This is a genomic window from Providencia sp. PROV174, assembly GCF_028480685.1.
GTDB lineage: Bacteria > Pseudomonadota > Gammaproteobacteria > Enterobacterales > Enterobacteriaceae > Providencia > Providencia rettgeri.
In genome coordinates, this window is the sequence record NZ_JAMPOT010000006.1 from 46,555 (window position 1) to 59,849 (window position 13,295).

General features: G+C 42.0%; 11 protein-coding genes and 1 tRNA gene. 3 read left to right on the forward strand and 9 right to left on the reverse strand.

Annotated features, from left to right (window positions below; all coding sequences use genetic code 11):
• Nucleotides 1-27: 27 nt before the first annotated feature.
• A complete protein-coding gene (gene ilvC, locus PSE60_RS03630) occupies nucleotides 28-1,500 on the reverse strand; it encodes a ketol-acid reductoisomerase (protein WP_210839251.1) in 1,473 nt (490 codons plus the stop codon).
• 177 nt (nucleotides 1,501-1,677) lie between these two features.
• Between ilvC and ilvY the strand changes: the two genes are divergently transcribed.
• Complete coding sequence (ilvY, locus tag PSE60_RS03635) at nucleotides 1,678-2,574, forward strand: HTH-type transcriptional activator IlvY (protein ID WP_210839249.1); 897 nt, start codon at nucleotides 1,678-1,680, stop codon at nucleotides 2,572-2,574.
• Here the strand turns inward: ilvY and ilvA are convergent.
• The 6 genes from ilvA to ilvL all read right to left on the reverse strand — a co-directional run bounded on the left by ilvA (nucleotide 2,566) and on the right by ilvL (nucleotide 9,145).
• The gene (gene ilvA / locus PSE60_RS03640; protein WP_272664593.1) at nucleotides 2,566-4,140 is read right to left on the reverse strand and encodes a threonine ammonia-lyase, biosynthetic; all 1,575 of its coding nucleotides are present in this window, start codon (nucleotides 4,138-4,140) and stop codon (nucleotides 2,566-2,568) included. The genes ilvY and ilvA overlap by 9 nt on opposite strands.
• A 2-nt stretch (nucleotides 4,141-4,142) precedes the next feature.
• On the reverse strand, nucleotides 4,143-5,993 hold the full coding sequence (ilvD, locus tag PSE60_RS03645) for a dihydroxy-acid dehydratase (protein ID WP_272664594.1): 1,851 nt from the start codon (nucleotides 5,991-5,993) through the stop codon (nucleotides 4,143-4,145).
• A 67-nt stretch (nucleotides 5,994-6,060) separates the two neighbouring features.
• Nucleotides 6,061-6,987, reverse strand: a complete 927-nt coding sequence (locus tag PSE60_RS03650; RefSeq protein WP_272664595.1) for a branched-chain amino acid transaminase — start codon at nucleotides 6,985-6,987, stop codon at nucleotides 6,061-6,063.
• Nucleotides 6,988-6,998: 11 nt separating this feature from the next.
• Complete coding sequence (gene ilvM / locus PSE60_RS03655; RefSeq protein WP_004907250.1) at nucleotides 6,999-7,268, reverse strand: acetolactate synthase 2 small subunit; 270 nt, start codon at nucleotides 7,266-7,268, stop codon at nucleotides 6,999-7,001.
• Entirely contained in the window at nucleotides 7,265-8,911 is a 1,647-nt protein-coding gene (ilvG, locus tag PSE60_RS03660; protein ID WP_004907245.1) for an acetolactate synthase 2 catalytic subunit, read from the reverse strand. Before ilvG ends, ilvM begins: the two co-directional genes overlap by 4 nt.
• 132 nt (nucleotides 8,912-9,043) lie before the next feature.
• On the reverse strand, nucleotides 9,044-9,145 hold the full coding sequence (gene ilvL, locus PSE60_RS03665; protein WP_071524553.1) for an ilv operon leader peptide: 102 nt from the start codon (nucleotides 9,143-9,145) through the stop codon (nucleotides 9,044-9,046).
• A 479-nt stretch (nucleotides 9,146-9,624) separates the two neighbouring features.
• Between ilvL and PSE60_RS03670 the strand changes: the two genes are divergently transcribed.
• Nucleotides 9,625-11,151, forward strand: a complete 1,527-nt coding sequence (locus tag PSE60_RS03670; RefSeq protein ID WP_210840419.1) for a YifB family Mg chelatase-like AAA ATPase — start codon at nucleotides 9,625-9,627, stop codon at nucleotides 11,149-11,151.
• A 78-nt stretch (nucleotides 11,152-11,229) separates the two neighbouring features.
• Here the strand turns inward: PSE60_RS03670 and PSE60_RS03675 are convergent, their stop codons facing one another.
• Complete coding sequence (locus tag PSE60_RS03675) at nucleotides 11,230-11,568, reverse strand: DUF413 domain-containing protein (protein ID WP_004907240.1); 339 nt, start codon at nucleotides 11,566-11,568, stop codon at nucleotides 11,230-11,232.
• Nucleotides 11,569-11,680: 112 nt separating this feature from the next.
• On the opposite strand from PSE60_RS03675, the gene hdfR reads away from it, so the two are divergent.
• Nucleotides 11,681-12,523, forward strand: a complete 843-nt coding sequence (gene hdfR, locus PSE60_RS03680; RefSeq protein WP_042851484.1) for an HTH-type transcriptional regulator HdfR — start codon at nucleotides 11,681-11,683, stop codon at nucleotides 12,521-12,523.
• Between the two features lie 691 nt (nucleotides 12,524-13,214).
• Here hdfR and PSE60_RS03685 read toward each other — a convergent pair.
• Nucleotides 13,215-13,290: transfer RNA gene (locus tag PSE60_RS03685), tRNA-Trp, on the reverse strand.
• Between the last annotated feature and the right edge of the window lie 5 nt (nucleotides 13,291-13,295).

Here is a 13,295-nt window from a genome sequence, read left to right on the forward strand (position 1 = left end):
ATCACGCGAAGAGTGACGAAAAATGAGTTAGCCGACCGCAATCTTCTTCATATCCGTCATATAACCACGTAACGTCTTACCGATTTTCTCGATAGGATGGTTACGGATAGCTTCGTTGATATCACGTAACTGTGCGTTATCAGTGCCATTATCTGCAACTGGCTTCGCTAAATCTCCTGCTTGTAATTTCGTCATGAAATCTTTCAACATTGGTACAACTGCGAATGAGAACAGATAGTTACCATATTCCGCAGTATCAGAGATAACTACGTTCATTTCATATAAACGTTTACGAGCGATGGTATTTGCAATCAGTGGTAACTCATGCAGTGACTCATAGTAAGCCGACTCTTCTAAGATACCCGCTTCTAACATCGTATCGAACGCTAATTCAACGCCCGCTTTAACCATAGCAACTAACAAAACACCGTGGTCAAAGTATTCTTGTTCCGCAATTTTCCCTTCATAGTCAGGGTAATTTTCGAATGCTGTTTTGCCTGTCTCTTCACGCCATGTCAGCAAGTTTTTATCATCATTTGCCCAGTCTGCCATCATGGTTGCAGAAAATTCACCTGAAATGATGTCATCCATATGTTTTTGGAACAATGGCGCCATGATAGTTTTCAGTTGCTCAGATAGTGCATAAGCACGAACTTTTGCAGGGTTAGACAAGCGGTCCATCATCAGCGTGATACCACCTTGTTTCAGCGCTTCGGTGATAGTTTCCCAACCAAACTGAATTAATTTACCTGCGTAGCCCGGCTCAACACCGTCAGCAACCATTTTGTCGTAGCTCAGTAATGCGCCTGCTTGTAACATACCACACAGAATAGTTTGCTCGCCCATCAAGTCAGACTTAACTTCTGCAACAAACGAAGACTCCAGAACACCTGCACGGTGGCCACCAGTTGCTGCCGCCCATGCTTTCGCAATCGCCATCCCCTCACCTTTCGGGTCATTTTCTGGGTGTACTGCAATCAGAGTTGGAACACCAAAACCGCGCTTGTATTCTTCGCGAACTTCGGTACCTGGGCATTTTGGCGCTACCATCACAACAGTAATGTCTTTACGAATTTCTTCGCCAACTTCAACAATGTTAAAGCCATGTGAATAACCCAGTGCTGCACCTTGTTTCATCATAGGCTGAACAGCGCGAACAACGGTTGAATGTTGTTTGTCTGGCGTTAAGTTAACAACCAAATCAGCAGTAGGGATCAATTCTTCATAAGTGCCAACTTTGAACCCATTTTCTGTCGCTTTACGCCATGAAGCACGTTTCTCTGCAATTGCTTCATCACGTAATGCATAAGCAATATCTAAACCTGAGTCACGCATATTCAGGCCTTGGTTCAAACCTTGTGCTCCACAACCGACGATGACGATTTTTTTACCTTTCAGGAAGCCCGCTTCATCCGCAAATTCTTCGCGCTGCATAAAACGGCACTTACCTAATTGAGCTAACTGCTCACGTAAATTCAATGTGTTAAAATAATTCGCCATTGTCATACTCCATTGTTCTGTTGTGTTCGTTATGTCAGGCAATGATTTTGCCTGTCGCTCATTTTTGAGCGTTTATGGATTTACTATATGCGATGTTTCGCATTGCTTAAATTGATATATTAACAATACAATGTTGCAATATCTGCAACATCATTAATTATGTTATTAGAGGGCAAAATGGACATTCGTGATCTCAAGCTTTTTTTGCATTTAGCACAAAGCTGCCACTTCGGGCGCACATCTAAAGCGATGCATGTCAGTCCTTCCACATTGTCTCGCCAAATACAACGTCTCGAAGAACAGCTTGGTCATCCGCTATTTGTACGAGATAACCGCTCAGTCAAATTGACTCAAGCAGGGGAACACCTTAAGCAATTTGCCCAACAAACATTATTGCAATATCAACAGCTGCAACATGCTCTCAATCAGCAAAGCCCATCACTCAGTGGGGAGTTGCATCTTTTTTGCTCAGTTACGGCAGCTTATAGTCATTTACCCGAAGTATTAGATAAATTCCGTGCGCTACATCCATTAGTTGAAATTAAACTCACGACAGGGGACGCAGCTGATGCCGTTGAAAAAATAGAAACTCATGAGGCTGATCTTGGTATTGCAGGGAAACCCGAGCGCTTACCCGATAACGTCCGTTTTGCAAAAATCGGCGAAATCCCTCTCGTTTTGATTGCTCCATCACTACCCTGTGCAGTACGAAGCATGGTAACAGAGGCTAAACCGGATTGGACTACCGTCCCTTTTATCCTGCCGGAGCACGGCCCATCTCGTAAACGTATCGAACTCTGGTTCCGTCGCCACAATATCAATAACCCTGTCATTTATGCGACGGTCTCAGGCCATGAAGCTATTGTGTCAATGGTGGCTTTGGGGTGCGGTATCGCCTTAATTCCCAGTGTGGTTGTTGATAACAGCCCAGAACCCGTACGTAGCCGTATTTCACAGCTCGATAATATTTCAATGGTAGAACCTTTTGAGCTCGGCGTTTGCCTATTAAGCAAACGCCTGAGTGAACCATTAATTAAAGCGTTTTGGGAGTTACTCCCAGACAATTCAATCTAAAGTTCTTTGGTTATCTTGTGGCGCTAAGAAAAAACGGAAAGAGGGGTTTCCTGTTTCATCATGATATTCATAACCTAGCGCATCAAGATGCCTATCAAAACGTACTTCTGGCCCAGACAATTCAAATGCCGCCAGCACTCGCCCATAATCTGTACCATGGCTGCGATAATGAAATAACGTAATATTCCAATGAGTCCCGAGTGTTTCTAAGAATCTCAACAATGCACCTGGAGACTCTGGAAATTCAAAGCTATATAACCTTTCGTCTAATGGCTTTGATGGACGTCCACCAATCATGTAACGCACATGAAGTTTTGCCATTTCATCATCTGATAAATCATCGACTTCATAGCCGTTACTTCTAAGCTCTTGGATAATCTCCGAGCGCTCGCCATCACAGCCACTTAAACGCACCCCAACAAAAATACATGCGCGATCAGGGTCCGCATCCGTATAACGATAGTTAAACTCCGTAATGGCTCGATGGCCTAATAACTGGCAAAAACGTAAGAAACTCCCTTTTTGCTCAGGAATGGTGACTGCAAGTAAAGCTTCTCGTTGTTCACCAATTTCACAGCGTTCAGAAACATAACGGAGCCCATGGAAATTCATATTCGCACCGGATAAAATATGCGCTAAACGTTCACCTTTGATGTTGTGCTGCTGTACATATTTTTTCAACCCGGCCAATGCCAAAGCGCCTGAAGGCTCAGCTATGGCACGGACATCTTCAAAAATATCTTTCAATGCAGCGCAAATGGAGTCACTGTCAACAGTGATCACATCGTCAACATATTGCTGGCACAATCTGAAGGTTTCATCGCCAATACGCTTTACTGCCACACCTTCGGCAAATAAGCCAACACGGGGTAAATCAACAGGATGCCCAGCCTCTAACGCGGCTTTTAAACAAGCCGCATCTTCAGACTCCACACCAATGATTTTAATTTCAGGCATTAATTGCTTGATAATCACAGCAACACCTGCAATTAACCCACCGCCACCTACAGGAATAAAAATTCGATCTAAATGGACATCTTGTTGCAATAGTTCAAGAGCTATCGTAGCTTGCCCTGCAATCACCGAAGGATGATCAAAAGGTGGAACGAAGGTATAGCCATCCTCTGCGGCCATTGCAATGGCTTTCGCTTTCGCTTCATCAAAATTAGCGCCATGTAAAATAGCTTCGCCACCAAAGCTTCGTACTGCATCCACTTTGATATCCGCTGTCGCAACTGGCATGACTATTTTTGCTTTCACACCAACACGATTTGCTGATAATGCAACGCCTTGAGCGTGGTTCCCCGCAGAAGCTGTCACCACACCTTTGCTTTTTTGCTCTTCGGTTAAACTCGCAATCATGGCGTAAGCCCCACGAAGCTTAAAGCTATGTACTGGCTGCCTATCTTCACGCTTGACCAAAATGGTATTTCCCAAGCGTGAAGATATTTTATCCATCTGTTGAAGAGGCGTGACTTGCGCAGCTTCATAAACCGGCGCACTCAGCGCCGCTTTTAAGTAATCTGCTCCGGTTGGGGCAACCGGTAATGGTTTTGCTGCTGCCACAATCAGCCCCCTAATTTCGACTTGTCACGAACAGCACCTTTGTCTGCACTCGTCGCCAATGAAGCATAAGCGCGCAGAGCAAAAGAAACCTCACGCTGACGGTTACGCGGGGTGTAAGCTTTATCGCCTCGAGCTAATTCCGCTTCACGGCGTTGATTCAGTTCGCTTTCACTCACATCCAATACCATCATTCTCTTTGGAATATCGATATCAATGATATCGCCATCCTGAACTAATGCGAGTAAGCCACCACTCGCTGCTTCTGGTGAAATGTGACCAATAGAAAGGCCTGAGCTACCGCCAGAGAAGCGACCATCCGTTATCAATGCACAGCTTTTGCCTAATCCCATTGATTTCAGGTATGAGGTTGGGTATAGCATTTCTTGCATGCCCGGACCACCCTTAGGCCCTTCATAGCGAATAACGACAACATCGCCTTCAACAACTTTTCCACCGAGGATCGACTCAACAGCATCATCTTGGCTTTCAAAGACTTTCGCAGGACCACGGAAAGTTAAGCTGCCTTCATCAACCCCTGCGGTTTTAACAATACAACCATCTTCTGCAATATTTCCAGACAGGACAGCTAGTCCCCCATCCAAACTATACGCATGCTCAATACTACGGATACACCCATTTTCACGGTCAGTATCCAATGATGGCCAACGGCAATTTTGTGAAAAGGCTTTTGTTGTACGGATCCCAGCAGGGCCCGCGGAAAACATCGATTTAACGGCCTCATCCTTTGTTAACATCACATCATATTGCGCTAATGTTTCTTGGAAGCTTAGACCTAAAATATTTGTCACGTTTTCTTGCAATAAACCTGCACGGCTCAGTTCACCTAAAATACCGATGACACCACCTGCACGGTGAACATCTTCCATGTGATATTTTTGTGTACTCGGTGCAACCTTACACAAATGTGGGACTTTACGTGATAAACGGTCGATATCATCCATGGTGAAATCGATCTCTGCTTCTTGAGCAGCTGCAAGTAAATGCAGGACAGTGTTAGTTGAACCACCCATGGCAATATCCAACGTCATCGCATTTTCAAATGCAGATTTATTAGCGATATTGCGTGGTAACGCACTTTCATCATCTTGTTCGTAATAGCGTTTGGTTAATTCAACAATCCGCTTACCTGCATTGATAAATAAAGTTTCGCGGTCTGCGTGAGTCGCTAATAATGAGCCATTTCCTGGCTGAGATAACCCAAGCGCCTCAGTTAAGCAGTTCATTGAGTTTGCAGTAAACATTCCTGAGCAAGAGCCACACGTTGGGCATGCTGAACGTTCTATTTGCTCACTATCTGCATCACTCACATTAGGGTTTGCCCCTTGAATCATGGCATCAACTAAATCGAGCTTGATGATTTGGTCTGAAAGCTTGGTTTTCCCTGCTTCCATTGGGCCACCCGAAACAAAAATAACCGGAATATTCAGGCGTAATGACGCCATCAACATGCCTGGGGTGATTTTATCGCAGTTTGAAATACACACCATGGCATCCGCACAGTGTGCGTTCACCATATATTCAACCGAGTCCGCAATTAATTCACGGGAAGGTAAGGAATACAGCATTCCGCCATGTCCCATGGCAATCCCATCGTCAACAGCGATTGTATTAAACTCTTTCGCAACACCACCTGCATTTTCAATTTGCTCTGCAACTAATTTGCCTAAATCACGTAAATGTACGTGGCCTGGAACAAACTGTGTGAATGAGTTAACAACAGCAATAATGGGCTTTCCAAAATCAGCATCGGTCATGCCTGTTGCACGCCATAATGCACGAGCCCCAGCCATATTACGACCATGAGTTGTTGTTGCTGAACGGTACTTAGGCATATCTTTAACTCCCGTGTTTAAAACAGGCGGGGAACGTCCGCCCGTAACATCTATTTAAATTTAATTATTAAGGGTTTACTGGATCTAACCAGCCCCATTTATCTTCTGTTGTACCATCAAATAAGCCAAAGAATGCCTGCTGAATTTGCTTGGTTACTAGGCCACAACGGCCAATGCCAACTTGGATACCATCAACACTACGAACCGGAGTGATCTCTGCAGCAGTTCCTGTCATGAAGACTTCATCAGCAAGATAGAGAGATTCACGTGATAGTGTTTGCTCACGTACTTCGATACCCAAATCTTTTGCTAAAGTTAAAATTGCATCACGCGTAATACCTGGTAATGCAGATGATGTGAACGGAGGTGTATACAGGATGCCATCTTTCACCTCAAAAATATTTTCCCCAGCACCTTCGGAGAGATATCCGTGAACATCTAATGCAATACCTTCTTGGTAACCATGGCGACGAGCTTCGCTACCAACTAGTAGAGAAGATAAATAGTTGCCACCTGCTTTTGCCCCTGTAGGAATGGTGTTTGGTGCAACACGATTCCAAGAAGAGACCATCGCATCAATACCTTGGTCTAACGCTTCTTCACCTAAATACGCTCCCCATGGAAAAGCGGCTAAAATCACATCGGTGTTATAACCGTCTGGCGGGTTAACACCCATACCAACATCACCAATAAACACTAATGGACGAATATACGCACTGACTAAGTTATTTTTACGCAGAGTTGCACGACATGCTTCCATTAACTCTTCCACGCTGTAGCTGACAGGCATACGGTAAATTTTTGCTGAATCATGCAAACGTTGCATATGCTCACGGTGGCGGAAGACCACAGGACCTTTGTGCGAGTCATAACAACGGACACCTTCAAACACTGATGTACCATAGTGCAGAGCATGAGACATAACATGAACCTTTGCATCAGCCCATGGCGTCATTTCACCGTTAAACCAAATAAAGTCAGCTTTCTTAGTCATTTGTATATTCCTTACATTGCACTTTGTGTGCGTAATAGTCGTGATTCTTGTTGTAGTACTTCAACTTCTGTAATGTCTGAAAGCTTGGTTAACTGTGCACAAAGCTGGGTTAATGGCCTTTGACTACTTACAGTAAGTTCAATATTAACATTGTCGCCGTCTGTCGATTGCCCCATATTCATGGCATTAATACGAAATCCACGATGGCGAGTGACCCTTAATATACGCTCTAAAACCTCAGGACGGAAACGGGCCAATATCGAGATTTGGTGTTGCATCATAATGGTTTCTCCATCATTTTTTCATTACTAGCCCCAGGCGGAACCAACGGCCAGACGTTTTCTAGTTCATTAATTGATACCTGTAATAAATAGGCACCTTCGCTATTAAGTAATTCATCTAATGCCGCATTAACTTCCGACTTATCTGTGATCCGTTGGCCTTTAATACCAAACGCGCTGGCTAATGCCACAAAATCAGGGTTGTCTGTTAAAATAGTTTCGCTATAACGCTGTTCGAAAAACAGTTCTTGCCACTGGCGAACCATGCCTAAGCGCTGGTTATCGATTAAAAGAATTTTTACAGGAAGTTGCTTACGTTTGATGGTTCCCAGCTCTTGGACATTCATCATGAATGAGCCATCTCCTGATACACAAACAACCGTATCTTCAGGCCTAGCAACCTGTGCCCCAATTGCCGCAGGGATACCAAACCCCATGGTTCCAAGCCCACTTGAGGTTAAGAAATTTTCAGGGCCATCAACGGTGATATGTTGTGCCGACCACATTTGGTGTTGCCCTACATCGGTAGTAACAACCGTATTTGGCTGCATTTTATCCGACAGTTGTTTCAGTAACAGTGGTGCATAAATAGGCTCACCAGGATGGTCATAACGCCAACCGAATTCTTTTTTAAGTTGCTGAACTTCCTGCTGCCAAGGTGCTATTGATTTTTTAAGCATTAATTCAGGTAGTAATACTTTTGCATCACCATGCAACGCAACATGCGTTTGACGTAACTTGTCCAATTCTACATGGTCTATATCGATATGAATCACTTTGGCGTTCGGTGCAAAAGTATTTAACTTACCTGTTACCCTATCATCAAAACGAGCACCAACAGCGATGAGTAAGTCACAGCGTTGCACAGAAATATTGGCTGCTTTAGTACCATGCATACCTAACATGCCTAAATAGTTTTCATCTAAAGGGCTCACAGCACCAAGCCCTTTTAATGTTGCAACTGAAGGAATACCTGTAAACTCAATAAATTCACGCAATTCTTTTACAGCACCTGACATTCCAACACCGCCACCAACGTACAACATAGGCTTTTCTGATTGTTCTAATAGCATTCTTGCCTGTTGGATTTCGGATAAAGGTGACGTGACTTCTTGCTCTACCGGCATTAAAAACGGAGACAACTCAGCGTGTTGTAGCTGAATATCTTTCGGAATATCAATCAGTACAGGGCCTGGCCGCCCACTATTTGCGATTGCGAAAGCCTCAGCAAGAATGCGAGGTAAATCCTCGATGTCTTCAACCAAAAAACTGTGCTTAGTACAAGCTAAAGACAACCCCAAGACGTCGATTTCTTGAAAGGCATCAGTTCCGATAAATTCAGAAGCGACTTGACCAGTAATGGCGACAACAGGAACAGAGTCTAATAATGCGTCCGCGAGCCCCGTGATAACATTTGTTGCGCCAGGGCCAGATGTTGCAATACACACCCCTGTCTTTCCTGTTGAACGTGCATAACCAATTGCCGCGATTACAGCCCCTTGCTCATGTCTACACAACAAATGCTCAACTCCGCCATCATACAATGCGTCATAAACTGGCATAATTGCGCCACCAGGATACCCAAATACGGTATCAACTCCCTGTGTTCGCAATGCTTGAACTAACCATTGTGCTCCGTTCATGCTTTATCTCCTGTCTGTCTACTTTATCTATTTGTATTTGTTATGTTTTATTTAGTGTGCTTGCATCAATCAACATTTATATCAAAAAAAACCCCGCGCCTTTCGGTGCGGGGTTCTCGTGAGATCTGGCTGTTATTTTAGCCTTCGTCGTCCAAGTGCAGCCCCGCACGGTGGGATAATAATCACCACCACGCTAATAATAATTAGGCTAACTGCTTGGATAAATGCGTTCATGTGTTTTACTTTTTCAATATTCTTAATTATCTATTATTTAGAGTTATCATTTTAAAGGCGTTTTGACAACTTTTATTTAATTTATTTATTTTCAAAACATTAAATTACTTTAAAATCATACAGTAAAAATTAAATTAGCATTATAAACTACTTAAACAGCCATTCCTCAGTAAAATCCAATAGAATACATAGCATAATCAGCCACATCATCCATATTAGTCATTTGGCACCATGAAAACTCACACCACGTAATTAATTACTTTTTCTTACGAATAACCAAGCTCAGTACAGTATCCACGCTTCATAAAACTAACACAATCCCAGTTATAACCGCCATTCGACGCTACTCGTAGTAAATTGAAACAACTCAGCAACTAAGTAATTAAATTATCGAGCGGCTTCGCAAACATGTTATCTATTCAAGATAAATCAAATTATTTTTAGCAGAATATTACTCTGTAAATAATATTGGAGGGCTCATGACATTAGCGATTGTTTACACTAGAGCATCAATTGGGTTAGAAGCACCTCTTGTTACTGTTGAAGCACATATTAGTAATGGGCTCCCAGGTTTAACACTCGTTGGGCTACCAGAAACGGCCGTAAAAGAAGCAAGAGATAGAGTTCGAAGCGCTCTACTAAATAGCGGATTTGAATATCCAGCTAAAAAAATGACGGTTAATTTAGCCCCAGCTGACTTACCAAAAGAAAGTGGTCGGTATGATCTTGCAATCGCGATTGCCATACTCGCATCATCAGGACAGCTCCCCCACGAGCCATTAAAACAGTATGAATTTTTAGGTGAACTTGCTTTATCTGGCGATGTTCGCTATGTCAGCAGTGCTATTCCTGCGGCTCAATCAGCATTAAAACAACAACGTTCTTTAATACTATCTATGGAGAATCAACACCAATTAGGCCTACTCCCAGATAATAGCGTTTATTTCGCAACATCCTTATTAGAGCTTTGTCACTTTTTACATAACAAAAACACATTGCGTTGTAATCAACAAATCCACCAAGCACCTATCTCAATCAAACAAGAAGGTGATATTAACGATATCATTGGCCAAGAACATGGTAAACGGGCATTAGAAATCTGTGCTGCTGGTGGGCATAATTTACTCTTATTGGGTCCGCCAGGAACAGGAAAAACGATGTTAGCCAGTCGGCTAATGACTTTACTTCCCCCATTAACCTCTCAGGAAGCGTTAGAAGTTGCTTCATTACATAGCTTGAGTGAAAATACAAAAGAAGACATGAATTGGCCGATAAGGCCTTTTAGAGCCCCTCATCATAGCGCATCAATTGCAGCTTTAATTGGAGGAGGCTCCCTTCCCAAACCGGGCGAGATCTCACTTGCACATCATGGTGTTTTATTTTTAGATGAATTACCAGAATTTAGCCGCTCAGTACTCGATTCTTTACGAGAACCTCTAGAATCCCGAAAAATTAGTATTTCTCGAGCAAAAGCAAAAGTTTGCTATCCTGCAAGTTTTCAGTTAGTTGCAGCCCTAAATCCTAGCCCAACAGGTCATTATCAAGGAGAAATGAGCCGTTCAGCCCCATCCCGTATCCTACGTTACCTTTCACGCATATCAGGGCCTTTTATTGACCGGTTTGATCTCTCTATAGAAATTCCATTGTTACCTCTCGGTTCATTGAGTAGCCAAACTAATCAAGGTGAAACAAGTGAACACGTCAGACAAAGAGTTATCGAAGCCAGAAATAGGCAACTTAGGCGAGCCGGAAAAATTAATAGTTTACTAACGCCAAGAGAAACCACACATTTTTGCCTACTAACCGCAAAAGATGCGTTATTCTTAGAGCATGCATTAAATAAGTTAGGTCTTTCTATCCGAGCTTGGCACAGAATATTAAGGGTTGCCAGAACAATAGCCGACCTTAATGCCGTAGAAACTATCGAACGTTCTGACTTATTAGAAGCTCTAGGGTATCGAGCGATGGATAAGTTATTGCTTCATTTGCAAAAACAAGTAAGCTGAGAAGAATGGACAGATAACTACTTTATTATTTCGTAAAAATAAAGGGACCGTAGTCCCTCTTATCATACGATGATGATATTAATCATCTGTATCAGTGTAGTCTTCCGATGGATCTATCTGCGGTTTACCGCCAGATAAGGTATGGAAACGTTTTGGACGGTTAATACGGCTAGAATATTTTGCCCAAACTTTTTCTTCTGGGGTAGCAGGTTCACGCTCACCACGGCATACAGCGACGAAAAGTTTTTCTTCTTCTGTTTGAGGTTCGCGTTTACCTATATCAAGCTCATTAAAAGCTTGGCCGAGACGTTCTAGCAACTGAGCTTCTTTGATGGTGAAATCACCATGACGAGAAAAGCCACGTGGGTAATGTTTATTATCAAAAAAACGATTAGTCGTGATGAAGCTATCTGCCATCTGACACACTCCTAACTTATTACAGTCAAACTCTATATGGCGCGGAGTATTAGACAGCATTGACAATCTGTAAAACAAAACATTTAAATCATCACGACAAAAATAATTGGAGATGCATGTGGACAGCGAGTTATTGAGAACTTTTTTAGAGGTCAGTAAGACTAGGCACTTCGGTAGAGCCGCAGAATCACTCTATTTAACGCAATCAGCAGTTAGCTTTCGTATTAGACAATTAGAAACACAACTAGGTACAAGCTTATTTACAAGACATAGAAACAATATCCGGTTAACAGCTGCGGGTGAAAGGCTTGTTCCATATGCTGAATCATTAATGAATACCTGGTTGCAAGCTAAAAAAGAAATATCTCATGCCTCACAACACACAGAGCTTTCTATTGGTGCTACAGCTTCACTTTGGGAAGGTTATTTAACAGACTGGGTAGAAGAACTTTATAATCAACATGATGAACTACGGCTCGAAGCTAGGGTTTCAACACGTCAGTCTCTCGTTAAACAACTACATTCTAGAGAATTAGATTTATTAATTGCAACGGAGCCCCCAAAAATGGATGAGTTTGAAAGCACAATCATCGGTACGATTGATTTACAGCTCATGGCTTCCCAAAAAAATATTGCATTAACAAAATATAATTTTATAAAGCTAGAATGGGGGGTTGATTTCCATCCCAAAAATGAACCATCACTAACCCAAGATGATACACCCGTAATGATCACGACCTCTGCCCATATTACCCGCCAATTACTTCCTGTATCGCTTTCAGCGGCATTTTTACCTGCTCATTGGGTATATCAATATCCAGGCCTAAAAACGCTCTCAGAAACCTCAATAAACAAACCTTTGTATGCAGTCTGGCTCCAAAAAAACGATCAGCAAGCTCTTATCAATCAACTGATTAAAACTCCAATAAAAAATGCACAGTTAAGTGAACAATAAAAGGAGAAGGTGAGTAACAGAATTCACTCACCTTCCTACTACTTTATAAGCAAACTATGTTCCACTGCGCAATGATCTTAATAGGTGCTTCTTTTTTCTTTTAATAAGATATACCAATCGCGAATAACTCATCGGCATTTATTTATACAATATAAACAAAATGATTTTTTGAGATTAATAAAACTAAGCCAGCAATTCTCGGTATACGACATTTATCTAAATTAAAGATTGAGCGCATTAAAATATCTTTCAACCCACAAATACTATTGAGGGATATAAAGTAGCAAGTAACAACTTACTCATTAGGTGAAAATGTATATAAGCTAATGAAAATAAAATAGAAAGGTAGTTAGACGGGCAATTAGGTAATATCATCAATACATTTAGGTGGTAAATGTAATTAAAAGATATAAGCAGTAAGTAATAACTCACCTATTTTTACTATTAATAAAGAACGTCAAAAGATTGGATGAGATAAAAATAAATCAGGGAGCTTATTTTTTACATTTAAAATGATGAATACAATTAAAGCATATAAAACAGTGGGATAGTAGATTGGCTAAAATCAAATGAAAATTAGCAAATAGGGGAAAGGTTACTCTATATTTACTATTAGATAAATAAAGAAAAACCCGATTAAGCTAATCGGGTTATCAATAGATACTTCTTTTATTATTACTTAATTGGTAACTGGCAGGGGCGGAGAGACTCGAACTCCCAACACCCGGTTTTGGAGACCGGTGCTCTACCAATTGAACTACGCCCCTAAATT

Bases quoted from the DNA above. Each gene is read 5' to 3' on its own strand.
- ilvC (WP_210839251.1), bottom strand. From the start codon at position 1,500: ATGGCGAATTATTTTAACACATTGAATTTACGTGAGCAGTTAGCTCAA.
- ilvY (WP_210839249.1), top strand. From the start codon at position 1,678: ATGGACATTCGTGATCTCAAGCTTTTTTTGCATTTAGCACAAAGCTGC.
- ilvD (WP_272664594.1), bottom strand. From the start codon at position 5,993: ATGCCTAAGTACCGTTCAGCAACAACAACTCATGGTCGTAATATGGCT.
- PSE60_RS03650 (WP_272664595.1), bottom strand. From the start codon at position 6,987: ATGACTAAGAAAGCTGACTTTATTTGGTTTAACGGTGAAATGACGCCA.
- ilvM (WP_004907250.1), bottom strand. From the start codon at position 7,268: ATGATGCAACACCAAATCTCGATATTGGCCCGTTTCCGTCCTGAGGTT.
- ilvG (WP_004907245.1), bottom strand. From the start codon at position 8,911: ATGAACGGAGCACAATGGTTAGTTCAAGCATTGCGAACACAGGGAGTT.
- ilvL (WP_071524553.1), bottom strand. From the start codon at position 9,145: ATGAACGCATTTATCCAAGCAGTTAGCCTAATTATTATTAGCGTGGTG.
- PSE60_RS03670 (WP_210840419.1), top strand. From the start codon at position 9,625: ATGACATTAGCGATTGTTTACACTAGAGCATCAATTGGGTTAGAAGCA.
- PSE60_RS03675 (WP_004907240.1), bottom strand. From the start codon at position 11,568: ATGGCAGATAGCTTCATCACGACTAATCGTTTTTTTGATAATAAACAT.
- hdfR (WP_042851484.1), top strand. From the start codon at position 11,681: ATGCATGTGGACAGCGAGTTATTGAGAACTTTTTTAGAGGTCAGTAAG.